The sequence below is a fragment of the Paenibacillus sp. FSL R5-0519 genome, assembly GCF_037974275.1.
Classification (GTDB): domain Bacteria; phylum Bacillota; class Bacilli; order Paenibacillales; family Paenibacillaceae; genus Paenibacillus.
This window is the reverse complement of sequence record NZ_CP150234.1, coordinates 2,089,102-2,115,879: the sequence shown is the minus strand read 5'-3', so window position 1 is coordinate 2,115,879 and position 26,778 is coordinate 2,089,102. Positions and strand designations below refer to the sequence as shown.

Here is a 26,778-nt window from a genome sequence, read left to right as displayed (position 1 = left end):
TTTGTTGCTATCAGCAAACTAAAGAAGACGAGGAATGATCGTAATAGTTCACGTCTTTCCTGCTACTTGCTATTTCCAATTATAATATAAGAACATATGTTCTGTAAATAAAAAAAGAAAAATATACTTTTCTAAAATTCATTTTTAAAAATATTTTAACCTATAAGAATTTTAATAAGCGTTGATTAGACTTTAATTTTTTTCTACGAAAAAAACAGGCAACGCATAACCTCGCGCTGCCTGTTTCATTAGTCATTATTTCGTACTTATATGTTGGGGCTGTCTAAATCAGACCCGACTGTTGAAGCAATCTGCGTATAATCACAGCTGTTTCAGCTCGGGTAATCGATTGATTCGGAGCAATGGTATCTTTTCCACGTCCAGACACCAATCCGGTAGAGATACTGGATGCAACTGCTTCCTTCGCCCAACTTGCTACTTGCTCAGCATCTGCGTAATCAGACCATTGCTGAACGTTCCCGGCAGACGCAGCTGTTTCCATTCCAGTCACTGTCATAGCTCGTGCAATGAGCACCATCGCTTCCTGACGAGTAATCTGTGCCTGTGGACGGAATGTTCCATCTTCATAGCCATCGATTAATCCATAGCTAGCCGCCGCGTTCACAGCATCCGCGTACCATTCGCTTCCGCTCACGTCATTAAAGGAGCTAAGCTGTTCTACAGGTTTTAATCCTAATCCCCGTACCAAGATGGCAGCGAACTCTGCACGTGTAACTCCACGGTTCGGTTCAAATGTGGTGTCCGTAATGCCCTCGATAACCATACGTGCACCCATATCATTCACTTCTGTCTCAGCCCAGTGTTGGGCTACATCAGTGAAGGTATGCGGGTGCCAGATAACGGCATATACACTGTTGGTTAAACTGTTAATCTGTGCCTGATATACCCCATTGCTCTGTGTAATTTTTGTGGGTACATGTCGTACAGTTCCTTCTGCATCCACGACAACACCTGTGGTGATCCGGTTAGGATCAACGTTCGCTGGCAATGCAATCGTACGCGATACATAACTATTGAACTTATCCACACTCACAGATTTGTCATCGTAGGTAGCTGTTACTTTGTAATCAACTGGTGATCCCAGAAGAGCATATCCATTTTGCTGAGCTGCTGATTGTGCTGTCTGTATGACTGCTGCTGTCGGCTGTGAAATCTCAATATGCAGTTTGATGTTCTCCAAGGAATAGTCAGAGTTCACACCGAGTTGCTGCGCGAGCTGCTCAATATTAACCTGCTGTGCTGGCAATGTGTAAGAGGCAATATCCGTTTGAAGCACCAATACGGCTTGTTTGTCAGCCATGAGTTTGACGGTCTGCCCCGTTAGTTCACCAATAACCTGATCTCCTTGAGCATTGCCTGTCACAGGAATCGTAACAATAGCCTTATTGCCCTCGGTTTGAAGTTTTTGTGCGATGAGAGTTGCGTCCACTGTAAGGGTTACAACTTTTCGTCCGTTCACTTCAGTAGTAGTCAAGATTCCAGCGTTCTCGGCTTTACCGTTCACGAGTACCTGAGCACCTGTAGTTGGGGGAGTTACGACGGGAGTAGTCACTGGTGTAGCCGCACCACTTCCACCAGAACCGGAACCCCCGGAGCTTCCATTGCCACCCGATCCACCTGTACTATCACTATTGCGCTTGATGTTCAGCGTATATGTTTTCTTGCTTATTCCGTCCAATGCAGTCACTTCAATAATAATTGTATTCATGCCACTGACTAACTGCACAACTGTACTATTACCACTAACACCATTAATTTTCACTGTGGTTCCAGTTTGATCCGGTTTAACGCTAATTTCAGTTGTGCTGATGGAACTACTGACCGTTGCTTCATAAATCTCTACATCCGGATTGAATGCTGGCGTTAATGTGATCGAAGGTAGAGATATTCCACTCAACTTGGCATTGGTGATATCAATTCGATTGATGTTAAGTTTATAGTCGTTACTGGTGCCGTCCTCCGCCTGCACATTAATGTTTACAAGGTTTGAGCCATACACCAGATCCGTAACTGTGTATGTGTATATCCCATCCGTCACGGTTTCACCTGTAGCGCCTGTTACGTGTACGACTTGTTCTTCATTTGCTTTGCCTAGAGAGAAGTCTAAACTTGTCACGTCAGATTCAACATTTACGCGGTAATCAAGCTCATCTGCAGAGAAGTCCGGTGTCAGCTGCCCTGAACTTACCGTCAGCGTGGAGAGTGTTGCTGTAGATGACATCCATTTCGCATAGAGCGTAATATTTTGCGTCAAGTTCGTATTGAAGTCAAAAGGTTGAAGCAGTTGGCTATCCTGATACCAGCCCGAGAACGTATATCCAGCTTTTTCGGGAGCATCAGGGTTTACTGCTGAGCTGTTGTAGTCCACTTTTTGATTGTCAATCTCGGTTCCGCCGTTCGATTCAAAACTAATATTCACATACAGTGGTTGCCACTGTGCATACAACGTCACATCACTATCATTCATGGAGAATGTATCCGCTGCGCTGTAGCTAGTTCCACTGCCGTCTGCGGATGTATTCCATCCCATGAACTGGTAATCTTCTCTTGTCAGTTCTCCCGTGTTGTCCAACACGGTTACTGTTTCATCTTTTTGATACTTGTTGTTGTCGATGGGAACACTTCCTGTGATCCCGCCATTGGCGTTGTAAGTAACTGAATGTTCTGTAGAGAGTGTCATGACCGTCAGCTTGTAATTTTTATTTCCGTCCGCATAAGCAACGTAGGGATTTCCATTTGGACCAAACGCAAGTGAAGTTTCATTGATTTGGCTAGCGGAAAATGGTTTTCCCCCAACCACGGTCCATTGATTCCCGTCCAATTTCATCATTACACCTTGTGGGTCCATGCTAAAGTTAACAAGATTTTTAAAAGCTGTATACGGAATACCTTGAGGGTCAAAAGCAAGTGACATACTATTTAGCCTTCCTGATGAGAATCCCTCATTCCCTACCACTTTCCACTGGCTGCCATTCAATTTCATTACGGTTGCTTTAAAAGCTTTCGAACCGTCTTCAAAAGCAACATAAGGCACATTATTCGGACCAAATGCAAGTGAAATATACGATGCCGAGTCTTCTGTAAACGCTGTATTACCCACATTTTTCCATGAACCATCTGTAAATTTCATTACAGTTGCTTTTCTACTCGTTGAATCTGTATATGCGAGATGAAGAATTCCCGCATTATCAAATACTATTGAAGATAATCCAGAAGCATTATTTGTTGTAAATCCGACTGGGCCAACATTTTCCCACTGATTCCCATTCAATCTTTTCACTGTAATCTTATTACTCACAGATTGATCACGGTACCCGACATAAGGAATATTATCAGGACTAAGTGCAATTGATACATAAACCGCTGCCGCAGCTGAAAAACCAGCACTACCTACAATCTCCCATTGTTCTCCGTTAAATTTCATAACTGTTGCTTTGCTAACATTATCAGTATCCTGATACGCTACGTATGGAGTATTCTGAGAATCAAATGCGAGCGAAGAAGTATAAATACCACCAGCAGAGAAGCCGGCAGATCCGACAGATTGCCATACTCCAGAAACGTATTTTAGAACCGTTGCTTTTCCGTCATTGTCTCCATCCTTAAATATGGTGTACGGTGTACCCTCCCGATCAAAAACCAAAGTAATATTTTCCGCTTGTTTTGTAGTAAATCCGGCTCCGCCTACATCTACCCATGTTCCACTTGCCGCATAGGCTCGTTCTACACCCAACGTTTGAAATCCTGGAAATCCTCCAAATATTAAAGCAGCCACAATTAACATCGTTATCACTTTTTTAGGTTGTATTAAGCGCTGATTCATCACTATCATCCTTCCATTCATCCTGTTTAAATCCGTTGCACTTGCCCCGACTTGCTCCGCCTCGTGTCAACCTTTTAAATCTACTTAAGAGCTGCTCAACTACTATGCTCGTATATGCATTAGACGTAGATCTATTGAATATGTATTTTTAAATATTAGTACTCCTTTCAGTGTGGTTTGAAATTTTAAAGATATTATAACGAGCTACTATAAACAAACTCTAAACACGGGGAGTACATTCTCCTTTTATGTTCTGCATTCCGACAAGTTGAAATTGCCTACGAGACTTATTTCACAAGGACTTTTAAGTGATTCAACCTGCCTTTAAGAGAGAATGTAAATATTTTCAGGTTGAAACCTGCATGGCTCAGGATTATGCTGACTATACTATAAACAGGAACGTTTGTTCCTAATTAGAACGATATATTTATGGCTAAGGAAGTGAACATATGACATCCTCAACTTCCGCCCCATCCCCTGCGGATGAAGACCATCGTCTGATCAAAGGTCTGGTTGTGCGCACGCTATTGCTGGATGTACTTGAACGAGATATTCGTACACTGGATACGCTGATGCTGAAGATGCCTGAAGTCTACATTCTGTCGCTGACCCGCATTCAGAACAATGTGCTCAAGGAGATGTTGGCCCTTCGTAAACAGATGAGAACCCGCGGTGTCAAGGTACTGGAAGAGAACCGTGAAGCAGATGGTATCGAAACTCTGTATATGTGCAGGGGGTATTGGCAACGGTTCTACATGCTGTGGACATTTGCACGCAATGAAGTCAAAAAAGAACTCAGTCGGCATCTGCAGATGGACTTGGCGCAGACCTGATGTAGCTCTGACACTATTGAAAACAAGTTGACCATCGCTAGCTGTGTTCATTAAGATGGAGAAGAGATATCCAACCATTCCAATAAGGGAGGAATTGATTTCAACAGGATATACTCTCAACGTCTTATCAATCAAGGAGTTGTACTTCATGGATTTGAATACCCATTCGATTAAACAAACACCCGCACATACAGGCATTGCAGCAGATGTAACCGAACTGATCGGCCACACACCTGCCGTTAAACTAAACCGACTCACAGGCAGCGACTCCGCTGACGTATACGTGAAACTGGAATACTTTAACCCGAGTGGCAGCGTCAAAGACCGTGCCGCATACAATCTGATCGTTCAGGCTGAACGTGCGGGTCACTTGCAACCCGGCGCAACCATCATCGAACCAACCAGTGGCAATACCGGGATTGGCCTTGCGATGAATGCCGCCGCAAAGGGATATAAAGCTATTCTGATCATGCCGGACAATATGTCCAAGGAACGCATCAATATCCTGAAAGCCTACGGCGCAGATGTGGTGCTCACCCCTGCCGCGGAGCGGATGCCAGGTGCGATTCGCAAAGCGAAAGAACTTCAGGCAGACATTCCGGGCAGCTTCATTCCGCAGCAGTTCGAGAATCAGGCGAACCCGGACATTCACCGGATCACGACGGCTCCCGAGATTATGCAGCAGATGGATGGCAGGCTGGACGCCTTCATCGCGACGGCGGGAACTGGCGGAACCATAACCGGGACGGGAGAGGAGCTGCGCAAGCATTTACCCGATATCCGCATCTATGCGGTGGAGCCTAAAGGGTCTCCGGTGTTGTCCGGTGGCGAGCCCGGACCACACAAGCTCGTCGGTACAAGTCCGGGGTTCATTCCGGACATCCTGAATACCGACGTGTGGGATGCCATCATCCAGGTGTCCGATGAGGACGCACTGGAGACGATGCGACAGCTTGCTGCCCGGGAAGGGCTGTTACTCGGCCCTTCCTCTGGGGCTTCGGTGTGGGCCTCCCTTCGCATCGCGAAGGAACTAGGGCCGGGGCACCGAGTGCTCTGCATTGCGCCGGATACCGGGGAACGGTATCTGAGCATGGATATTTTTTAACACAGCAAAAATCTATACACATCAAAAAGGGGCTTCCATGTCCCATAAGTCATACGGATGACAGAAGCCCTTCTTTATTATCGCTCATTTCATTTAGTGTTCATTTGGCGTTCATTGGTTCTAATGAACCTGACACACGCTATTTGCTCTCATTTGCGCAGGTTTGACAGGTAACGAATCACAGCGACGTTATTTTCCAAATTCGGTCGATTTACAGGCTTAAAAGCCATTTTCGGCGGGATAACGTTACTGAGATTCGTTAGAATTTACATCACTTCATTATCATCCTAATAAGGTGCGGTAGGTTCGTTAGAATGTTGGAGCGATTAGTAGCGAGGAGCGAGGGTAGATCCCTCGAAAAAAGGGAAGAGAAGTACACTAGTGGAACCATCAAAATAAACAAATAAGCTCTTGCTCCCATACGAATGGTGAATCCGCAGAGAACAAGAACTTATTTTATCAAGAAGCCTTATCATTAAAAATAAAGCAAGAACATCTAACGTAAGCTAATTAGTGTATCAGGGTTGTCCATTCCACACCTTCAGGAAGCAGAGCCGCAATGCGGTCTTTGGCTTCCTTTTTGGTATACAGCGATTCATCGAGAATGACCGCGGAACCGGAATCCGTGCTTGTCCGAATCAGCCGTCCGAGACCTTGCTTCACACGCAAGAGCATATACGGAAGATCAATCTCTTCGTATGGTGCTGCCGACGCACTGCGTTTTGCATTGAAGACAGGGTCCTGTGGTGGATACGGAAGCGACCAGATCATGACATTGGATAATGACGGGCCTGGAACGTCCAGTCCTTCCCACAGATTAACGGAGCACAGCACACTCTCCTCATCCTGCTGGAACGCCGCGATCAGATCACTGATCTCCCGGTCGCCCTCATACATAAAGCGCAAACCTTCTGCTCCAGGTACATGAACGATGTCCTGCTTGAACGCCCGTAGTTCTTCCATCGTACGGAACAGAATCAGCGCACGTCCTCCACTCTCCTGTAGTAACGACACCGCATCACGCATGCGATTTTCGTTCTCCGGGTGACCCGGTACAGCTTCATTGGTAATTTTCATCTTCATTTTGTCCGCATAATCATACGGGGAAGCCACCGAGAACGATACAAAATCATCAATGCCCAGGCTGTCCGCTACATAACGGAATGAACTATCCACAGATAACGTTGCAGAGGAGAACACGATTGGAATACCTGTGTTGAACACCCGCTCGTTCAGCATTTCCTTCACGGTACGCGGCATGATCGATAAGGTTGTCTCATCCTCGCTCTCTTCCGCCCAACAGATGTAACCATCTTCCTTGCGGAACAAGGCAAGTGCAGACTGAATCATGTCCAAATGTTCTTCCACGACACGCATCTGATAACCATCCAGCGAGAACAATCCACTCTCAAATACCAGTTCCTCACCGATCGCATCCAGCACACTCGTCAGACGTTCAATCTCACGCAGCAGTGGCGGCTCTACCCGAACTTCTTTCCGTTCCGATCCCGGAATCGCCACCGTATACGTATCCAGCAATGCAAACAGTCGCTCACTGCTCTCAATCGCTTCATCCACACGCTCCGCGAGGGATTCACGAATCTCACCTTCAAGCAGGCGAGTCACGAGTTCCTCGAAGATGCGGTGTTTCAATTTGTAGCTCAGTGCGTTCAGGGCTGCTTCTTCCAGCAAATGTCCTTCATCAAATACAACTGAGCTGTGATCAGGCAGCAGTGGCAATTGTCCCTCGCGTTTGCGCGCATCGTAGGTCCAGACATGCTCCATGTAATAATCATGGGAACAGATGATGATATCTTTGGAACGACGGTAATGGTCACGCGACAGCGTCAGGCCGCAGCGTTGTCTTTTTGGACACACAAAACAATCCTGAAACGGGTCCCAGTTGATTTTATTCCACTGACGATCATTCAGATGTGGATACTGTTTGCGGTCACCATACGGATGGAAAGCCTGAAGTGTACCCGGCGTGTTCACAAAATCCGGCAGACTCTCATGCACTTCTTCAATAACAGGGGCATCTTCATCCGCAAATCGCATCGCACTTAATTTGTTCAGACAGACGTATTGGTCCGGTGACTTACCCAGACGTGCGTCCACTTCCAGATCCAGATGTGCAGCCAGCTTCGCAATATCTCCGCCGGGCTTCACAAGCTGTTCAATCAAGGACTCATCGGCACAGGCGATCACCGCCGGTTTTCCCGTATAACGTGCATAACAGACCGCGTAGAGCAGATAGACTAACGTCTTGCCTGTTCCGACACCGGCCTCCGCCATAATGGTCTTTTTATCTCCATAGGCCCGTTCGAGCTGGTACGCCATAAAAATCTGTTCATCCCGTACCTCGAAGCCGGACTCTGGCAAAATATCGTAAAAAACATCGGCAACCCATTCCCCGAGACGGGATACAAAAGGTTCAGCCGGATCATATGCAAAAGGATAACGTTGTGTAGACAATCCTAGGTCAGCCTCCATTCTTAGACAAAGCGGTCCAATTCCAATTTTCCGTTCCAAAAAGGCCGCTGGGCAAAAGTTAATTATCTCACGTCATGACGTGGATTACAACATTTTTTTGACACGATAAATGAAGGACGTATTTTTGCAATCACCAATGCCCTTTTCCCCATCGTCATCGGTTGATACCGAGGTTGATTTTGGTGGATTAAGGGTGTGTTTGAGTGTCATCTATGGACAAAAGAGAGCCTTATTACATTCATTTGGGAGGATGGGCTGTTAAATGAGGGCGATGAACCGATGGCAGGATTATGTGCCACCTATGCAATGCATGGCGTTCGAACCGGAGAAGCCTGCTACGTCAGCTTGTGCACCAATCTGAGCAAATGATTATTGATGATAACGTTTACAACATTTACCATGAAGCTGTGCTGTTCAGATGGGTTCTGTCCAATCGCAATGACTTACCCCAATGATTCACCTGTCCGGCACAAAGCAACAGCAGCTCACGCATTCTATTTCCCATTAACCAAGGAGGTCTACGTAATGAAATTATTTCCATCCAAATCTACTCATGTATCTGCACGATCTGCCCGTTCTCAGAAGGAACGCTCCCTCAAATCCAAAATGGCCCAACTCTGTCTGAGTGCCGCGTTTCCTCTATTATTGATTGGTGGTGGATCGGTTGGTGCGGCGGAACTGATCGAGAGTAGCTTGCCAAATAACCCATCAGAAGCAGCCGTCACCTCAAGTATGACACTTGCTGCGGGTGATCTCTATGTCTCCCCTAACGGCTCAGCCAGCAATCCGGGTACGATCAACAGTCCAACGTCACTGGCTAACGCATTAACCCAGATCGCACCGGGCAAAACGATCTATCTACGGGGCGGTACCTATAACTTCTCCCAGACCATTACCATTGAACGTGGCAACAGCGGCACATCGAGCCAACGCAAAAACCTGGTGGCGTATGGATCGGAAAAACCAGTCTTTGATTTCTCAGCCCAAGCCTTCGCTTCCACCAATCGTGGACTGCAAATGTTCGGAGACTACTGGTTCGTCAAAGGGCTTGAGGTGAAGGGTGCGGGCGATAACGGCATCTTCATCGGAGGCAGCTACAACCGCCTGGAGCAGATCGAGGCTCATCACAACCGGGATACGGGTATTCAAATGGGGCGTTATGCTTCCACAGCCGCCAAGAGTGAATGGCCTGCATATAATGAAGTGATTCGTTCGTACTCCCACAACAACTATGACCCGGATGACGGCGAGGATGCAGACGGTTTTGCGGCCAAACTGACCGTAGGCCCGGGCAATGTCTTCGATGGTTGTATTGCGGCCTATAACGTGGACGATGGCTGGGATCTCTATAGCAAAACGGACACAGGCGCCATCGGCGCGGTTACGATCCGTAACAGCATCGCCTACGGTAACGGCGCGACATCAGACGGCACTTCCACCTCCAACAGCGATGGCAATGGCTTCAAGCTCGGCGGTGAGAAGATTGCGGTAAATCATATCGTCGAGAACAGCATTGCGTTTAACAATAAAAAGCACGGCTTCACCTACAACAGCAATCCCGGTTCGATCCAGATGAAAAATAACACCTCCTGGAACAACGGGCAAAGCAACTTTGCCTTTGATGTAGGCACCCACATCTTCACCAACAACCTGTCTTTCCAAGGCGGCGCCAGTGACAAAACCAGCGGAACCGACGTCAGCAGCACTAACGTCTGGTGGAAGAACAAAAAAAGCGAGAACGCCAAAGGCCTGCTCGCCAGCGCAGCCGACTTTGTCTCCCTCGTGCCTTCGGTAACGCGCAGCGCGGACGGAACGCCTGTCCTGGGCAATTTCCTGAAGCTTGCGAACGGCAGTGATCTGATTGGGTCAGGTACGCCATCAGGTACAAATATTGGAGCGCGGTAGGTGGTAGGTAATATGATAAAAGAATAATTTAAAAGTTAAATCCCCTTTCCCATGCCAGCCTGCTCGGTGGTAATGGATGAGGGGATTTTTGAATTGCTGTGTATTGTCTGCTGGCTTATGAGGTAGATAGATAAATACTCAGGGCTTGGCTAAAACCTCAATCATCAGTCTGCCGCCTGTGCGAAAACCTTGCTCAAACGCGGCTTCCACATACATGGACGTGGATTGTCCGATTAAGTCTATCAGTTGCTCCAAAGCATCGTATTCGTTCCCCGTAAGCTGTGTTTTGTACTCCTGCATTAGATCCGATATCTGGCGATTGATCTCCTGATACTCGGTATGCTCAGGGTGAATCGATTCGTCCAACCGCAGATTTCCGTGAAACAAATCTTCGATCAGGTTTGACATGTTATCCCCACCTAGTCTTTTTACCAACTATTCTCACTATACTTTAGCGGATTTTCCGCTAAAAATCAATAGCGGATAACACGCTAAAGTATGATGTTGGTGAGGTGATAATAATGTACGCTCGTATACGCAATTTACGTGAAGACAAAGATTTATCCCAAACACAAATGGCCACCTATCTTGGCTGTAGTCAACGTGTTTATAGTAACTATGAACGTGGCGAGTTGGACATTCCAACCGCTATATTGATTAAGCTGGCTGACTATCATCAGACAAGTACAGATTATCTTTTGAATCGGACGGATGTAAGAAAGCCTTATCCATCAAATTGATTTGGCTTGAACTTCATATACCCGTGGCTAAGTCCTTTCATGCTGAAAGCAAAGCCAAACTAGTACCCTGGTAATGTATTCACCCTTTCAAACTTGCTATGGGCGTTCGTTTGTAAGGATCATCAACCATAAGATAGAACTCTCTATAGATGAATGTCGGCGTATTAATCTTTTTCTATTGACCAACCATTCCTTAACAGAACGGGGACGTGGATTTTTTGATGTATTTCCAAGGAACAAGTTGATTCATATCCTCTTCTCTCCTGAACCAAATTGTCGCAGGGTCAACAGCTACGATATCAATCACATCGTTACAACGTTCGTTAAGAATTACTTCACCAGCACAAGCTCCACGCACCATGATCATAATCCGCTGAATCGTATCAAGCTTGTCCAGCGACCTTCCATTCTGATAACCAGGCGAGGGAAGTGGAGAATCCAGTAAGTTCTTGATTGCATCTAACGATTTCTGCCATTCTAAGTTGGCGTGTCTCCCATACGCAGAAAGTTGTAGAACGCATGCGAAATATCGGGATGAACAGACACTACTGCGGCCGAAAGAACTGAATTCGCAAATAAAAAAATGGTTTTATGATACCATTTCAATGTTTCACCGGACATAAAAATAGAAGGTAGGAAAAGTTTCCTTACCTTCTACATTTCTTCATACTTCTATGGATTTATAATATCATCGAGTTACTATAGTGTTACTACGGATTTAATCAGTAATCCTCATACATTCATCCCCCAATTATTTAATTTGGGACTTCGTATTCCGATATTAAATTCAAAGGAGGAGATATATGTTTTATACTAAAGTGCAATCTCTCGAAGAGTACTTAAATGCAATAAAAATAAAAAATCCTGAGCACGTAGAGAAAGTAAGAATAAGCCTGGGATACATAGTGCATAATTCCGCGAAGCAAGGAATAAACGTTGAAAACGAGCTGAAGAATATCCGAACCCACTATCAAGCTCAATTATCACTAGGGGGTGCCCAAAGCAATAATATTGCAATTTTCGCTGTTTTAATTAGCTTGATTGTCGGATTTTTTAGTATAGTTCCTTCTTCAGTACCAGAAAAGTTACTATTTATTCCTATGTACTTGTTTATTCTTTTTATTATGATTGGCGCAACTCAAACTAACAAACGGTTTAATAAAAAAGTAGTCACATACACTATTATCTTGCAAATTATCGATGAGTTATTAGAATCCAAAGACTTTCATTAAATTCACAACTCATCCTGCTGAAGCTTGATATCCAACTCGATGAGACGTTCCAAATCCTTTACAGTCTGCATCTTTTTTATTTTCAGACTGTAGGTCTTTCAACCACTGGGCAATCCATGCCTTGACGATTTTACGATACTGTTCCTTTGACTCAAGGATGCCCTCCATGACTTCAAGTTCGCGCTACAACAAAGTTTCATCTGCTTCTCATATGTATCCCTCAGCTTTCCGTTATGATGGAATGCAAAAAAAGCGGCGGAGTCGATAAATGCCGCGCGCGACGGGACGCTATCTCAGCCGGGGGATACCCTGGGTAATAAGGAGTACGTTAGCGCGTCCTCCTTTTTTTTATTTTTCCAACAAAATTAACCGCTTTATCTAAGACCGAAGGTTACCTGTGTTTTATTGAGTTTTAAATATGCGCTCTCTGTGATATTCCAAGTAAACCTTGTGCCGCTCTAGGAGATTTACTTTCATTTCTTCATGTACGTTCATCAATATCTTATTATGGGCTTCAAGTAATGGAGAGACCAAAATAAAGCCGTCATCACGAAAAATTATTAGACCCTTATCAAAAAGGATGTCAATGGGTTGGACATAGTAGAAAACCGTTATATTGATCGAGTCTTTCTTTGTTACTAGACACACTCCAAGGCTTTGTGTGGCTAGCTCTTAAAAGATTCGGATTATCAATCCCACACAACTTACATTTTTCCTCAAGTGCTCGTAATCTCTGTTTGAAAATACCCTGGCCGATTCTGTTTTTAACAATTTGTTCTCTAACTGTCTCTTGCGGCTCATCTGAAACTGCAATAAATTTCTATGAAGATATTAAACAATCTTCACATACTTTATACAATGGCTTTAAAAGAAGCATGACCTGTTTCAGCATTTCATAATAAAGTCGGTTTTCTAAAATGCAAACTGGTTTCCAGCTTGAAGATAGCAGTATCTCCTTCAATTTTTATAAAAGATACATTAATCCATATAGGAGCTTTCGGAAAAAACCCTCCTAAAACCCCAACAGAATCTTCTAACCATAGTTTTTACCACCAATATTCTCTTTAGATAACACAAGATGTTTCATTACCACCATCTAACATTTTCCCCTGTTCCTCAACGGGCTCTATGACAAACTTAACGATATCGCTTGAAATGTTTTTAGTCTTCCTTATCTTATCAACGGCTTTAGATAAATTAGTCGAAAAAATTACCTCATTCATTTGAGTAGTCAAAATATCTCCTCCTATTCAAACCATTGATGAAGTCTTTTATAGGGTCACCATCTTAAATGATACCTGGACATGGATTACTTATTCTCAAAATCTTTAACTTGCTCAATCTTTTGTGAAAAATCGCAAGCATTTTGAAAATCTTCTTTCATATAAAGTTCGATTAAAGCATTCGCCTCTTCCTCCCAATCGGGACCATATTGTAAAAGGTAATCTGTGAACCATTCATAGTAAAACAGGTTGGATGGATTTAACCAAATCAATCTTTGATACATCTTCATTACACAAGGAATGGACAGAAAGAAATGAGTAAGTTCGTAATTGATTGCTTCCAATAAATGATCTGAGTTGTCCGTATGATCTATTTCAGATATCAATTTATTGTATAAAGAGTCTACAGTCTCTCTCGTTGTCTTTAATTCTGTCTGATCTAATGTCGACCAATTCTGATCAATCCACTGATGCAATGTTTCCACTGTTTTTTGTAAAGTCAAAGCCATCATCCTTACTCTTATTAAACTCATTTGTTATCTACAACATCTCCGGAAAACGAAGATATGACAAACAGGTCAATCATCGTGGTACCTAACTAAGATCAACCTGTTTAATGTAATGAAATAAATATTTAAGATTCACATTTTTCTAAAAACCATCTCCTAGCTTCTTCTTTTTCTAACAGCAATGGTTTTTCCGGTGTGCCAATATTTATACTCTGAAAAAAAGCTTCTTCTATCCCTTTAATACCCTTTAGTGTTGCCCCGTTTAACAACGTATCTTTAAATGTCGATACACTTATATCTATATTTTCTAGTCTTGCATTTCTAAAATCGGTTAAATGGAAAGATACATTAATCAGATTACAATCAACTAAACATGCGTTATTAAATGCTGCTTCCCAACAATCCCCTTTACTAAATCTACTATTTTTAATGATGCAGTTGGAAAAATCCGTATACCTGAGATCTGATTTATAAAAATCACATTGATCTAAACATGTATTGATAAAAGTTGATGAGGCTAATAATGATGAATGAAAATCAATATTTTCCAGTTTGAGATCATCAAAAGTACAATCTATTAAATAGGATTGTTCAAGTAATACATTAGATAAGTCAAAAACTCTTAAATCAACTTCATCTAACTTTAACTGCTCACCTTCAACACCAATTGTCTCAACCCACTTTTTATGCAAAACAAACATATTAATAATATCTTTTTCTTCCATTTTTCCACTCCTTTAGGGGAACCATAATATTCTATGGGCTATTCCTTCTTTATCAATTGCTTTCTTCAGTTGTTCAATATGCTCTGGCACCATTTTTTTCGTATCAATAATTACGTCATGCCCCTTAGCAAATTCCTCATGTATTTTTTGCATACCATTTTGAATAGTAAAAGCACCCTTTTTAGGATTGGTTATAGGTATTCCGTTCCTACCACTTGGATATGATTCAAAACTCTTCACGTCCCACTTTATGCCCGTAGTGGTATCAATGAACTCTGCGCCCTTATCTGCTTGTGAATCACGTATTATTCTCCCTAAATCACCTCTTGCTTCTAATTGTAATCCAACATCTCTTTCATTTATATTTTTTGGTTCTATTTTATCACCACCTGAAGGATCTCGAGCTAAATCATCCAACTCTTTGTGATTCCTGCCTCCAGTGTATGTATCTTTACCCATCCCTTTAATATTACTTGCTTTCCTTGCCTCAGCCGCTTCCAAATTCTTTTTAATCTTCGCCACAGCTGGATGAGAAGAAGGTACGCGAAACGGCCCTTTGCCACCCGGCATACTCCCGCGAACCATCTGAAATGCCATAAATAGTTGGCTGAATTTCAGAGAAGTCAGCATCATCTGAGCATACTTATCGGATACAGGCTCACCTGTGTAGGGATGAATTCCATTTTCAAAGGCTTTGATCTGCATCGCATAAATATCTTCTCCTGGCGCTTCAGCATCCGTAGCTTGCATCCGATTAATATCCAAATGCCCCTGATCCTTCTTATATGCCTGGAGCGCAGCCTGATCCGTAACACCATTCTCGTTCACAGGCATCCACATCAGCTTCCCATACACATTGACTTGCGCCATCCGGTAGCCTTTATCCTCCGTACTCGCATCATTACCCAAGGTCTTCATCATTACTCCCGCACCCACAGCGCCAACAGCACTTCCAAGACTCACCTTTTCAGCATCAGCATTCTCAAACCGCATAGCGATATCCTTGAGTTCCTTGGAGATGCCCACCATACTCTCCAGCGCCTTCTGCAATACAGGGCGCGACTGCTCAAATTCATAGTAGAATCGCTCCTGCGTCACACCCAGCCACATCTGCTGAAGGAACATGATCTGTCTTGAGAGATCCTCCCGTATATGCTCCATTTGATGTCTCGCCTGATCTACTTGATTCGATACGTGATGTAACTGTTCCGGGGTTACTTTAATGGTACTCATCCATTTTCACCGCTCATCTTAAATATGATAAGACTATGTTAGCAGAAGTTTAATGCCAATGACATCCGGCTAATCTCCTGATTTCACTGCATGAATCCACGCTCAGAATGATTTATATCCGTCCTTCAGCCCCATACGATCTCTATGTAGGTGTAGACATGTTCCTGAGGGTGTCCTTCAATTTGACGACTAAAGGATACTATGGCAATTTACTGCGATGAGCAGCATGATTTAATAAAAAATAGAATTAATGAAATACTTGACTTAAAGTGATAGATAGGGGTACTATATGTTTGTATAAATGGAATATATTACAATTTAAATAATTATTTTGGAATCTTATATTTTCAAGATGGGTATCAGAGCCTATCATAGCTAAGATATCAATGCGTATAAATGAGTTTTCCATTTTGTCTGCAACACATAATCATTGGCAGGCATTCATTTTACATATACATTCCTACTTCATAGAGTTTTCTAGCCTGTAGAGTTCTACCATTTTCATAAGAGAGGAGGGCAAGAAGCTTTAATCTGCAAGCAGGTCTATTTGTCGTAATGGCATGTTTTTGTAAAAGAATACCCATAACAAGAAAGGTGGAATTTATTGCTATGAGAAAATTGTTTAGTTTAGCTCTTATACTTGTTCTAGTGCTTTCGTTTAATGTAGCTGCCTATGCAGATGGTGACGTGACTCAAGCCAAACCGTTGACAAAGGAAGAAATTATTAATTCCAAAGAATTCCGTGAAGCTGTGAAAGCAGCTAAAGCTGAATTTGAAGCGCAGAAGGCTAAAGATACGGGTGGTCCAGTTCTGTTTGCGCCTGCTCCGAAGGTATCTCACATTAACGTATACGGTGTTGTATCTCCGAATGGCGGTCAAGAAATTTACGGCTTCAATAACAACCCACTCTCTACGACCAATGATCATGGTGGGGCTTGGATTCAGTGTATTACGTTCCAGATCGGTTATGACAGTAGTCACTACGGCAAACTCGCTGGCAATACTATGACCAACAACTGGTCTGAAGCTATTGATCTGGACGGTGATCGTGTCGTAGATGCTTTTGCCCATTCTTGGGTTTCTGAATCCCCTAATACAACAGGCGGACAATTTGTAGGTACGGTCTATTCCATTAATATTCCAACACAGTGGACCGCTTGGATTAATGTTCGTTAACAGGAAAGATGTAATCTGAATATTGGAGGAATTGCTATCCTGGTTCTATCATGAGGAATACGGGGAGGTACGCCTAAAAGCTCATCAGCTTCGGATACAAATCGGATCGTGCCTAAATTTGACGTGACAACCCACTCTTCTGCTAACAATTGTGTTAGTATATTTTCTTAAACGGCTTTGACGAAGCATGCCAAGAATTTCAGGAGCGTGGAACAAAGCAGAGGAAAAAAACAGTGGCTTTAATCCCTTAATCGATGCTGATGGTAAAATTGCAGGTTCCTCCTTGTTGGCGCGACATATGGAGATGGAATACAAGCTGATGCTTCGTTATGGTGCTAAGGAAGCCGTATACGCATGGACAATGTATTTGCTGACAAAGATTCCGCGAAGTCTCTAATTCGTGCGGCCCTGGAGCGAGCTAATTATCCGTTAACAAGTTCTGGATTGATGGACACGGATTTGATTCTTGATCAGGCGCAGGGATATACATCCCTGCGCCTTTTCTCATCGTGATATTAAAATGCGCGACTTTGTACTGAAACCAACCCATTGCACAGTAGGCTGCTTTCCCTCTGCTTGTATGAAAAAAACGTGCTCTCGTTAGATCGCTCTTCTAAAAAGCCAAAGTTCAACCGATCAAAGATTCTTACATCCTTCACATCTGTAATCTTGTACTCTGCCATATAACGTGCCATTTCATCTCTGGCCATCTTGACCCAAGTTGTCTTTTCAACAAACTTCCCATTGAGCATTTATCCGAATATACAAGTAATGAATCTGGTTTCCTCACTCAGAAAAAGCAAAATATTTTGCAATCTCTAAAACACTAGCCACAAATTTAATAGATTGTATTTTAGCCAGACTTGCTTTGGAAAATGCCTAATAAATACATAATATTTGTGCAAATTGTGCATAAATACACTCAGGACCTCTATCACTATAAATTGCATTTCTTGAGATTTGCTTTGTAAGAGTTGTCTCCTCTAGTTGCAGCATTAATCAACATTTCAACTTTTTAAGATGTCAAGTTTTTACGTACCTGATAGATCATTATAACAACTGATTATTACTCATATAAGAATACAAGTTCAAACTACATCGATCGTTCTAATTCATATCACAATTAAGCACTTCTTCTTGCTTTGCCTATTTTCATTGCAGCAGTTATCTTTTCCTTCAAGAATGAATAACTCCTCTACTTAATCAATTCTATCGGCCAAAAAGAAAAAACCTTAAGGACATTGCCCCAAGGTTTAAGCGTAGGAAACTATACATTCTCATTATAAGAAATAGACTCAAATAATTGACCAAATACAGGTATTAGTTTAGTTACATACCAATTTACGTCAGTTATTTTGTTATAACTTTCTACATCAAGGACTTTTCGATTGATATCAGGACTCATAAGTATGGTACCATTCTCTTCAATTAAAAATGTTCCCCCTACGTCAGTATCTTTCCAAGTCATTGCCACTCCAATTAATTCTCTTTGATTATCCTTTATGACTAAAATCTTAAGTAACTCCTCTGGAGGAATTGATTTACGTTGCCAATTAAATTCATCATCATCTCCAATCGGTAGATAAGTCACTTTTCCTTGATCGTTATAAGACCAACCGAAATCTTCGAGTTTGCGAAGAATAGTCATTCTTGAGATTTTCTTTGATAAACTTATTTCAATGGATATTGAAACAGACATGCAAAATCCCCCTTATCTTCAATCTAAAAATTCCTTGAATCCAATCCCTTTTTTAGTCAGCCAATCTTTGATCTGCTGAGGTATTTTAGTGTTTGAATACAAATAATATTTCGCATCATTACTTTTTGCAATCTCAAGCCTAGAACCCATATCTGATTTAAACTTTGCTACTCCACCATTCTTTCCTTCTAAAATCTTATCCCAATAATTTCCTGATTTTGCTTCCCACCATTTATTTCCGACACCACCATCAAAGTCACGACCACCTTTTGAGAAGCTTCCATTTCCACCTAACCGCTTGGTCAAGTAAGCTTCAAAGTCTTTACCAATAAGCCCTTTGGCACTTGAGACATTATTCGACCCTTTGGTGGATTGTCCATTATTTGAAGTTGATGGCTTACTTTTTGCTGACCCGCTTCCCCCCCGACTTCCACCACCTCCCGAACCTCCATTAGGGCCCATACGCCCTGCGCTTGCACTACCACTACCTTGTCCCAAACCTTCTAACGAGTTTTTACCAGGTCTTTTATTGTGGCCACTTGGGTCCACATATTTTGTTGGATTATTACTCACATAAGAATACAGATTCAAACTCAATGGATCATTCAGTTCACCTTCGTAAGTGTCCTCTCCAATGAAACGTGCCATGCCTGGATCATACCAACGTGCTCGCAGATATTGCAGCCCTACCGTATCATCCCAATATTCTCCGGCATAACGAAGCATATTCGGAACAGTTTCTTCCGTCGTTAGCGGTCCACCCCAGATGTCATAGGTATAGCTGTTCAGCACTTTCCCTGCATCGTCCACGAGGCCAACGACATCGCCATGACCATTCAACTGGTAGTATTCCAGTTTACCTGTTTGTTTGTCCTGGCGAGCCCATAATTGCCCATACAGATCATAGATATAGGCATATGTCAGCTCTGCTTTTCCAGACGTTACAGTGCCCTCAGCCATAAGTTTGGCTTCTTCATCGTAGTAATAACGAATCGTTTGGTCGCCTTCCGTACGTTCATACAACAGTCCATCTCCATTATAGCTGTAGGTTACCGTTTTGCCTTCACCCGTTGCTTTGATCAGACGATTCTGGCTGTCATACGTGTACTGTGCATCCTTTAGACCGTATACCTTACCACTTCCGGTACTGTACCGGTTACCATTCGGGTCATAAGTATACGTTTCTTTTTGCGTGCCCGTTTCGGTCTGAATCCGGCTCAATTCATCGTATGTGTATTGATCAGTTTCCCCATTCTGTGTACGGGACGTAATGTTTTTATTCCCATCATATTCATAGGTGAACTGTTGCACCGCAGATGTCCCTTGAGAGATCGTGATTCCCGACAGGTCATAGCCGCTGAACTGGTAGCTTGTGCTGAGGCCCTTGCCAAACGACAATTTCTCCAGCAAGCTATTGGACGCATAACTGAATGTCATACGATCCACAGGCGTCGTTCCCGATGCTGCGAGTGCAGAGGCCCCTCCTGAACCCGAGGTAATATCCATGGAGGTTACCCGATTCATGGCATCTACTTCGCCGTGAATGCGCAAGGATTGTCCTTTGGCATCCGTTAAGGTATACCCTAGACGCTGCTGGGTATTGTTTTCGTAATCAAATCGTGTCCCATCCGGGAACGTCAGTCCGTTCAACATCCCATCTGCTGCTTGATAACTGTACGTGGTCTTTCCATGATCATCGGTCATCGATGTTCTGCGGCCAATCTCGTCGTACGTATAGGATACATCCGTATCCGGTGCTTTCATACCTGTGAGCATGTTGTCACTGTTATACGTATACTCTGTTACTTTCCCAAGTCGATCCTGTTTTTTAATCAGATTACTTTTCTTATCGTAATATAACGTTGTCGCATACCCGGCTGGACTCGGATGCGTCTGTTTAATGAGTCTTCCCAATTCATCATACTGTTTTGTGACTGTTTGCGTATTCGGTGATACGATCTGTGTCACTTGGCCCTGATAGCTATAGAAGTAGCGGCTTGTCTCTTGCTTCGGTGTGGTTACCGTCGTGATCTGTCCAAGTGCATCATACGTATAGGTCGTTCGTTGACCGTTACCATCGATAGATGCAATTACGTTACCATCGATATCATACTCGGTTTGTTGTAACGGAACATATGCACCATTCCGATATTCTTCCACCGCCGTCACTCGACCAAGTAAATCCTTCTTCTCCCGTGTTTGATTGTCAGCAGCGTCCTTATAGGTCACTGTTTGACCCACAGCATCAATATTGGTTGTTCCAATGGTCCCGTCTGGATACTTTGTCTCTATCGTTTGTCCAAACGCGTCGACTACAGCTCTCGTAACATTACCTTCGGCATCCTCAACAGCCGTTACATTACCTTCGCGGTCATAGGCGTATTTGTACGTAGCCTCAGCCGTCTGCTCTTCTACCAAAAGGCCTAGCGGATTATACCGCTCGGTCGTGACAATGCCATCTGGTGATGTATTTGTAATGATGTTCTTAACATCATTGTACGCCGTAGTTGATTTCGTACCATCAGCATGCACGATTTGCAGAAGTCGCCCTTCCTTATCATACTGATACGATTCCTGTTCCCCGGATGCATCGGTTGTCTTTTCCAGTTCACCAGCATTCGTATATTCATACGATTCCACGAGAGCTTCTGCTTTACCGGCAGCATCATTCACGGTCATGGACTTGGATTTCACCAAATGCCCTGCATTAGCCTGATAACTCAACGTAGCTACGCTGTCTTTAGCTAAATAGCCGCCTTTATCCGTAGTGCTGATGACTCTTCCTTTATCATCCAGCTTCACTTCCGATTCAGTGAGCAACTGACCGCCGTATCCATTTTTAGTTGTGCTCCCTAGAACGGAACCTTGGCTGTTATAGGTTGTTTCGGTGTATCTCTCCAAGGTACTATTAATCTTGCTGGTAGAACGGACAGGCTTGATCCAGTTGTATGGAGCTTTGCCTGTTTCATACGCATAGGTAGATTCCTGTCCTGTACTTTGCTTTTCGGACGTCACCATGCCGTTGGCATCATATGCAATAGTCGTTATCAGCTTTTCGCCAGCACGTCCACCCTCACTAACCCACTCCGTTATTTGAGTCGGAAGGTTTCGCTTCGTCTGATTATCGTACTGCAACTCCGTGGAATAAGTCACGTCATCTCCAGTTAACGTGTGCTTATCTGCGCGAACCAAATCTGGATGAGCTGCAGCGCTAAACGTTTTGGAGAACGTCCAAGTATCTACAGTGTTCTCTGCTTTCACTTTTGTTGTCCATGATGCGGGTTGACCGTATGCTTCCAGGTCTTCTCCAGAATATTCAAAGTTAACCTTGTCCAGAACGCCTTCGCCTTCCGTTGTACTAAACTGGCTCTTGCGCTCTCTTACTTTAAATACGAAATGGGATGAAGCTTCGCCAATCTGCTTCAGCGCAGGAATATATGCATAATCTGTTATAGCTGATGAAGGGCTTGTAATACGCGATAGTAAAGCTGTATGCATCACACCTTGAGCATTTTGATTGCTTTGCAACTCAGGTAAAAAGTTGAATTTCGATTCCGGATAATAATACGTATACGTCGTTGTCCGATCGAGAGCATCTGTGTATTCTCGCAAAATACGAATGCCTTCGTCCTCGCGTTGCGTGTACGTTGCCTTCCGATCCGTTCCGGCAAGCTGTACAGTAACCTTCAGGTTGTCATAAGCAAATGTCAGCGCCTGACCTTCGCTGTTTTCAATTCGTGCAATAGCTTGATTTCCGTTCAATGTCGTATAGTGAAAGTTCACGGTATTGCGGTAGCCATCTGTAATTTGCAACAGTTCTCCGGCTTCATTAAATAGATAATCGTAGCCGTTTCGGATGGATAGACGATAACTGCTAGATACGCCATTAACAGTCACGGTCGCATCTCCCTTAACGGTTAAGTCATTCCATACGTAACCTTCCAGTTCCAGGTTCGCGTTTAAGCGGTAATTGCCCACGCCTGGAATCTGAATATACTGATTATCGCCACGTTTTTCCATGAAAGGAATGTCCCAACGCCAGCCTTGCCCCAATCCAGCAGAAAGTTCTTCCTTGCGTGGCGTAACCTTATTGGAATACGTTTGTGTCGTTTCGTCATATTCAACGCCAAGTTGCCCAGTGGCTCTAGCGCTGTCATAGACGCGTGTCAGATCAAACGGAATGAGTCCAGGTAGAGAAAGGTCAGTACTCTGAATCATCAATTCCCCTGTAGCAGTAGAGATGGACTCCGCTCCATAAGACGTCATATAAAGCGATGCGTCATCTCGGATATCGACATGGTTAAGTCCAGTTTCGTCCACGGTCGTTCCCGTACCTGGAGTATCCTCATTAAGAGCATTAATCGAAAAGTTGTTTTGCTGTGATGAACCGGAAGGGCGTAGCCCCTCCATTTGAATCGGTTCGCTTATTTCTTGTGCTTCTAGCCATTTTTCAGCAGCCTCGCCGCCTGTGCGATCTGTCTGTAAAGCTTTATACAACTGGTACAACGAGTAACCCTGATCTAGTTTCTTCTCGATCCAATCTTCTTTGATACCAAATTGCTCTTTTAAACTATGGATTGTAATGTAGGTAGCGGAAGGGAGGGAATCCCTACCTTCTGCCGCCGCTGCTGTTTGTCCTCCATATCCAAAAGTACCGAATCCACTAAGAACCAATATGACGCATAACCAAATAATCGTTATTTTCTTAAACACTCCATCACCTCAACCTAGATTTAGACAATCATTAATTAAATGGGAAAATCTTTTTCGTTCGTTTCGTTAAATTACCGTTGCGATCATACTCGAACACAATTTGATCTCCCGTAAATAGGACAACTTTAAGCAGTTGATTGCCATAGCCGTACTCATAGCTATTGTCATTACGAATGTTCATCCATGCTGCTTTTATGGCTCCCTGAATCGGTTTTCCTTCTTTTTCACTTAGCTTGAGATAATAATTCTGTCCACCTTCAAGCTCCCATTCAAGAACGGTATATTGCTCACCATATACCTGTTCTTGCTCGATTGAAGCAGCTACCGGAATGCTCAGTTCCTTATCTGAATACAATTCGATCCGAGGTTCAATGGAAAAATCACCTGATTCCTTTATGGCAATCCGATACTTGTCAGAGCTATACGGACTAAAACGGTAGTACACATTCCCTTGCTGAACTGTCGGAAGCGCCGTCTCTGTGTTTTCATACAAAGTCAGAAACTCCACTTCCACTTCCTTGACCGTAAAGTGCCGATAAGCACCAACGAATTTCAGTGTTTGGGATGACACGTTATGCACCTGAATGTCAGACTTTCCAGGTACAAATTGTCCTCCTGTAGCGTTCTTTCCTTCCTTAACAACAGCTTGATTCTGATTTCGAATAACGTAATCATAGGTTCCTCCTTCTGAAGGAGAACCAACAAGTATAGCCTCATAAGGTGAAGTATTTGAGAACAAGAGCGTGTTATTTGGCGTCAAATTCCGCTTAATAAGTGCAGGCTCCTGACTGGAGCTGGCTGTCACAGGAGAGGTATATTGAATCGTTACAGGTTCCGTAGATACTACGGTAACAACAAGCGTTGCACCTGCTGGAATATCCCATGTTGCATGACTCATACCTTCCACGAAATACAATGCTTTATTAGATTTGTCGTAGACCGTATAATCCACAACGGAGTTTACTCCTGCGATTCGTTCAATTTGAGCAGGTTTTGAATCCGGATTCGTAAAGACTGCACTCTGTCCTTGATTGACAGTGATTTCTGTCTCTGGTGAAGGGACTTGATCATCTTGTCCACGGAAAACGCGGTAAATCCCACCATACGTTATGGGTTGATCCGAGATGTTGGTAACAACAACTTTTTTACCACCCAAGACATACGCCTCAATCGCTGTTGCTGTTCTACTGCTTGACACTGTTCCATCTACGTTGTAAATCGTGTAATCATACACCCGCCCCTCACTGCTGGAAGCATCATTTCGGACCCTTTTCGCATCTGAGCTTATGTTGGTAAAGGCATAGCTCTCGCCTTTGTTCAACGTTACGCGCAGATAAGCTGGTTCCTGGCTATCCACTACAGAGAAATCATCCGTGTATTCAAATGTTACAGGTGTACTTCCCTCTACGGTAACGACGGCTTCACCACCAGAAGGAATGGTAGCGAGACTTACACTGCTATTGAATTTGTCACTATGTGCTCTGCCATCTGCCTTATACACCACGATATCAAACAGTGCACCTAATTTTTTGGCGTTACTCCGTATTGGGTTGCTGAGTGAGCCTCCATTATGGAATATTACCGATTGACCCGGTGATATCGTTATTTTAGTTAGTGCTTCATTTGGTCGATCCTCTACATCAAAAATGGTGTAAATCGCACCTATGGTTACAGGCTCCGCAGATACGCCTGTGATTACTGCTTTATTTCCATAGTAAACAACTGGTTCAACCGCTGTTGCTTTTCTTGTACTCCGTTCTGTTCCATCCGGATAATAGGTGACGTAATCAAATATCCGCCCTTGGGTTGTGGATGCATCACTATCTAGATATTCCCGATCAGTAGTGTTATTCCAAAATGTCACGCTTTCTCCCTGTTTGAGTGTTACGCGATGGTACGCAGGTTCCATGCTTTCTTCAACCGAGAAATCATCCGTATAACTAAACTCAATTGGGACTTGCCCAACTACAGTCACGACTGCGTAACCTTGTGAACGAATGATCGGATTGGTATTTTTGTTGAATCCATCCGAATGAACGACGTTTTCTGCTGTATAAAGAACATAGTCAAAAAGGGCTCCATTGGTACTGCTGGCATTGTTTTTTATCGGATTGGCCAACGAACCATTATTACTGAAAATCATAGATTCTCCAGGATATACAGTGATTCGAGTAATTGCATCGCCACCGGCTTTTTGGACATCAAATGTCCGATAGGGCACACCATATGTTACAGGCGTTGCTGTAACCAAAGTTACAACGGCGGTTCTTCCTGCTGCTACAGTAGGCTTAGTGGATGTATTCGTCCCTGTAGAACTTTCTGTTCCATTTGGAAGATAAACGACATAGTCATGCTTATCTTTGGTGGAACCATCACTTTGGAGCGCATCTGATTTGGAACTGATATTGGTAAACTGGTAGCTCTCGCCCTGATGTAGAGTCGTACGCGTATAGGCTGGCTCATCACTCCATTCACCGGTATAAACTTCGTACGGAAGTCCAACGGTGACAGGCTGTGCTCCGGCCCCCGTAAAGATGATCTCGTTTCCTCCCCCTAAATATGGTTTGCCGGTTGATTCAAAATTCGAACTAGAAAGGCTTCCATCTTCATTGTAGTTTGCATAGTCATATCTCCGGTCTTGAACTGTGGAGGTATCCGCACTAACAGCTCTCGTTTGTGTTCCTTCATTGACGAACCGATAGCTCTCACCTTTGGACAAGGTGGCTCTATGTAAGGCAGGATTCGAAGATACACTATAAGTAAATTCAGCAGGTATTGTTACTGTAAATGCATTGCTCCCACTTGAAGTCACGACAGCGGTGTATCCTGCTCCTACGGATAAGCTGCTAGTCGAATTCATGTTATCCGTTGAAATACTTCCATCTGCTTTATAAACAGCATAATCATAAGAACTGCTTCTCGATGAAGCAGCATCTGTGCTCAAGGATCTTGAGCGAGTTCCATTATTAGTGAAGCTATAGGAATCACCAGGATACATAACTATAACTTGCTCTTCGGCAAATGCCATGGCTTGAGGAGTAAAGAAATCTTCTTCGTACGTATCCTCAGTTACGGTCTGTGCATCATCTACATCTTCCACATCTTCGTCTACACCTTCTGGTTCTTCGTGGATATCCGGATCAATAAGATCTAGATACTCGTCTTCTGTTACAGTTGATTCCTCCATAAAAACATCGACATTCTCAGCGCTACTTTCAGTCATTATTATGGCATCCGATTGATCCGAAAGCGCATAACCGCTAGTTGGATACATGGTTCCAATTAACAACAAAGCCATCAGAAAAACAATAAAACCTTTTCTTAAACTCATGGAATTCATATTCCTCC

General features: G+C 43.4%; 18 protein-coding genes. 7 read left to right on the top strand and 11 right to left on the bottom strand.

The genetic code is table 11. From position 1 onward, the window contains the following. Positions 1-283: 283 nt before the first annotated feature. Positions 284-3,844 carry an S-layer homology domain-containing protein gene (locus MKY73_RS09645; protein WP_339307120.1) on the bottom strand — a complete coding sequence of 1,187 codons (3,561 nt, stop codon included), beginning with the start codon at positions 3,842-3,844 and terminating at the stop codon, positions 284-286. Between the two features lie 449 nt (positions 3,845-4,293). Here MKY73_RS09645 and MKY73_RS09640 point away from each other — a divergent pair, with 449 nt between their 5' ends. Then, complete coding sequence (locus MKY73_RS09640) at positions 4,294-4,677, top strand: hypothetical protein (RefSeq protein WP_339307118.1); 384 nt, start codon at positions 4,294-4,296, stop codon at positions 4,675-4,677. Positions 4,678-4,825: 148 nt separating this feature from the next. After that, complete coding sequence (gene cysK / locus MKY73_RS09635) at positions 4,826-5,782, top strand: cysteine synthase A (RefSeq protein ID WP_339307116.1); 957 nt, start codon at positions 4,826-4,828, stop codon at positions 5,780-5,782. Between the two features lie 510 nt (positions 5,783-6,292). Here the strand turns inward: cysK and MKY73_RS09630 are convergent. Then, entirely contained in the window at positions 6,293-8,275 is a 1,983-nt protein-coding gene (locus tag MKY73_RS09630; RefSeq protein WP_339307114.1) for an ATP-dependent DNA helicase, read from the bottom strand. Between the two features lie 525 nt (positions 8,276-8,800). Here MKY73_RS09630 and MKY73_RS09625 point away from each other — a divergent pair. After that, a complete protein-coding gene (locus MKY73_RS09625) occupies positions 8,801-10,180 on the top strand; it encodes a right-handed parallel beta-helix repeat-containing protein (protein ID WP_339307113.1) in 1,380 nt (459 codons plus the stop codon). Between the two features lie 138 nt (positions 10,181-10,318). Here the strand turns inward: MKY73_RS09625 and MKY73_RS09620 are convergent, their stop codons facing one another. Beyond that, a complete protein-coding gene (locus MKY73_RS09620) occupies positions 10,319-10,588 on the bottom strand; it encodes a DUF6809 family protein (protein ID WP_339307111.1) in 270 nt (89 codons plus the stop codon). Positions 10,589-10,701: 113 nt separating this feature from the next. Between MKY73_RS09620 and MKY73_RS09615 the strand changes: the two genes are divergently transcribed. Together MKY73_RS09615 and MKY73_RS09610 are read left to right on the top strand one after the other, a co-directional pair. Continuing rightward, entirely contained in the window at positions 10,702-10,920 is a 219-nt protein-coding gene (locus MKY73_RS09615; protein WP_339307109.1) for a helix-turn-helix transcriptional regulator, read from the top strand. Between the two features lie 803 nt (positions 10,921-11,723). Next, complete coding sequence (locus MKY73_RS09610) at positions 11,724-12,152, top strand: hypothetical protein (RefSeq protein ID WP_339307107.1); 429 nt, start codon at positions 11,724-11,726, stop codon at positions 12,150-12,152. Between the two features lie 583 nt (positions 12,153-12,735). Here the strand turns inward: MKY73_RS09610 and MKY73_RS09605 are convergent. The 5 genes from MKY73_RS09605 to MKY73_RS09585 all read right to left on the bottom strand — a co-directional run bounded on the left by MKY73_RS09605 (position 12,736) and on the right by MKY73_RS09585 (position 15,842). Then, the gene (locus MKY73_RS09605) at positions 12,736-12,855 is read right to left on the bottom strand and encodes an HNH endonuclease signature motif containing protein (protein WP_339307105.1); all 120 of its coding nucleotides are present in this window, start codon (positions 12,853-12,855) and stop codon (positions 12,736-12,738) included. Between the two features lie 361 nt (positions 12,856-13,216). After that, positions 13,217-13,387 (bottom strand): hypothetical protein, encoded by a 171-nt coding sequence (locus tag MKY73_RS09600; protein ID WP_339307103.1) that lies wholly within the window; start codon positions 13,385-13,387, stop codon positions 13,217-13,219. Between the two features lie 74 nt (positions 13,388-13,461). Next, positions 13,462-13,878, bottom strand: a complete 417-nt coding sequence (locus MKY73_RS09595; RefSeq protein WP_339307101.1) for a hypothetical protein — start codon at positions 13,876-13,878, stop codon at positions 13,462-13,464. A 131-nt stretch (positions 13,879-14,009) separates the two neighbouring features. Next, on the bottom strand, positions 14,010-14,609 hold the full coding sequence (locus MKY73_RS09590; RefSeq protein WP_339307099.1) for a pentapeptide repeat-containing protein: 600 nt from the start codon (positions 14,607-14,609) through the stop codon (positions 14,010-14,012). A gap of 12 nt (positions 14,610-14,621) precedes the next feature. Continuing rightward, positions 14,622-15,842, bottom strand: a complete 1,221-nt coding sequence (locus MKY73_RS09585; RefSeq protein WP_339307097.1) for a WXG100 family type VII secretion target — start codon at positions 15,840-15,842, stop codon at positions 14,622-14,624. Positions 15,843-16,451: 609 nt separating this feature from the next. Here MKY73_RS09585 and MKY73_RS09580 point away from each other — a divergent pair. Both MKY73_RS09580 and MKY73_RS09575 read left to right on the top strand, forming a co-directional pair. Beyond that, on the top strand, positions 16,452-17,018 hold the full coding sequence (locus MKY73_RS09580; RefSeq protein WP_339307095.1) for a DUF4879 domain-containing protein: 567 nt from the start codon (positions 16,452-16,454) through the stop codon (positions 17,016-17,018). 354 nt (positions 17,019-17,372) lie between these two features. Continuing rightward, positions 17,373-17,531 (top strand): hypothetical protein, encoded by a 159-nt coding sequence (locus MKY73_RS09575; protein ID WP_339307093.1) that lies wholly within the window; start codon positions 17,373-17,375, stop codon positions 17,529-17,531. A gap of 754 nt (positions 17,532-18,285) precedes the next feature. Here the strand turns inward: MKY73_RS09575 and MKY73_RS09570 are convergent. The 3 genes from MKY73_RS09570 to MKY73_RS09560 are packed head-to-tail and all read right to left on the bottom strand — an operon-like array spanning position 18,286 to position 26,761. Continuing rightward, positions 18,286-18,717, bottom strand: coding sequence for a hypothetical protein (locus MKY73_RS09570; RefSeq protein WP_339307092.1), 432 nt, complete (start codon positions 18,715-18,717; stop codon positions 18,286-18,288). 18 nt (positions 18,718-18,735) lie between these two features. Then, positions 18,736-23,430, bottom strand: a complete 4,695-nt coding sequence (locus tag MKY73_RS09565; RefSeq protein ID WP_339307090.1) for an RHS repeat-associated core domain-containing protein — start codon at positions 23,428-23,430, stop codon at positions 18,736-18,738. Positions 23,431-23,461: 31 nt separating this feature from the next. Continuing rightward, positions 23,462-26,761: a hypothetical protein gene (locus tag MKY73_RS09560; protein ID WP_339307088.1), complete on the bottom strand. Its 3,300-nt coding sequence runs from the start codon at positions 26,759-26,761 to the stop codon at positions 23,462-23,464. Between the last annotated feature and the right edge of the window lie 17 nt (positions 26,762-26,778).

Bases quoted from the DNA above. Each gene is read 5' to 3' on its own strand.
- MKY73_RS09645 (WP_339307120.1), bottom strand. From the start codon at position 3,844: ATGAATCAGCGCTTAATACAACCTAAAAAAGTGATAACGATGTTAATT.
- MKY73_RS09640 (WP_339307118.1), top strand. From the start codon at position 4,294: ATGACATCCTCAACTTCCGCCCCATCCCCTGCGGATGAAGACCATCGT.
- cysK (WP_339307116.1), top strand. From the start codon at position 4,826: ATGGATTTGAATACCCATTCGATTAAACAAACACCCGCACATACAGGC.
- MKY73_RS09630 (WP_339307114.1), bottom strand. From the start codon at position 8,275: ATGGAGGCTGACCTAGGATTGTCTACACAACGTTATCCTTTTGCATAT.
- MKY73_RS09625 (WP_339307113.1), top strand. From the start codon at position 8,801: ATGAAATTATTTCCATCCAAATCTACTCATGTATCTGCACGATCTGCC.
- MKY73_RS09620 (WP_339307111.1), bottom strand. From the start codon at position 10,588: ATGTCAAACCTGATCGAAGATTTGTTTCACGGAAATCTGCGGTTGGAC.
- MKY73_RS09615 (WP_339307109.1), top strand. From the start codon at position 10,702: ATGTACGCTCGTATACGCAATTTACGTGAAGACAAAGATTTATCCCAA.
- MKY73_RS09610 (WP_339307107.1), top strand. From the start codon at position 11,724: ATGTTTTATACTAAAGTGCAATCTCTCGAAGAGTACTTAAATGCAATA.
- MKY73_RS09590 (WP_339307099.1), bottom strand. From the start codon at position 14,609: ATGGAAGAAAAAGATATTATTAATATGTTTGTTTTGCATAAAAAGTGG.
- MKY73_RS09585 (WP_339307097.1), bottom strand. From the start codon at position 15,842: ATGAGTACCATTAAAGTAACCCCGGAACAGTTACATCACGTATCGAAT.
- MKY73_RS09580 (WP_339307095.1), top strand. From the start codon at position 16,452: ATGAGAAAATTGTTTAGTTTAGCTCTTATACTTGTTCTAGTGCTTTCG.
- MKY73_RS09575 (WP_339307093.1), top strand. From the start codon at position 17,373: ATGGACAATGTATTTGCTGACAAAGATTCCGCGAAGTCTCTAATTCGT.
- MKY73_RS09570 (WP_339307092.1), bottom strand. From the start codon at position 18,717: ATGTCTGTTTCAATATCCATTGAAATAAGTTTATCAAAGAAAATCTCA.
- MKY73_RS09560 (WP_339307088.1), bottom strand. From the start codon at position 26,761: ATGAGTTTAAGAAAAGGTTTTATTGTTTTTCTGATGGCTTTGTTGTTA.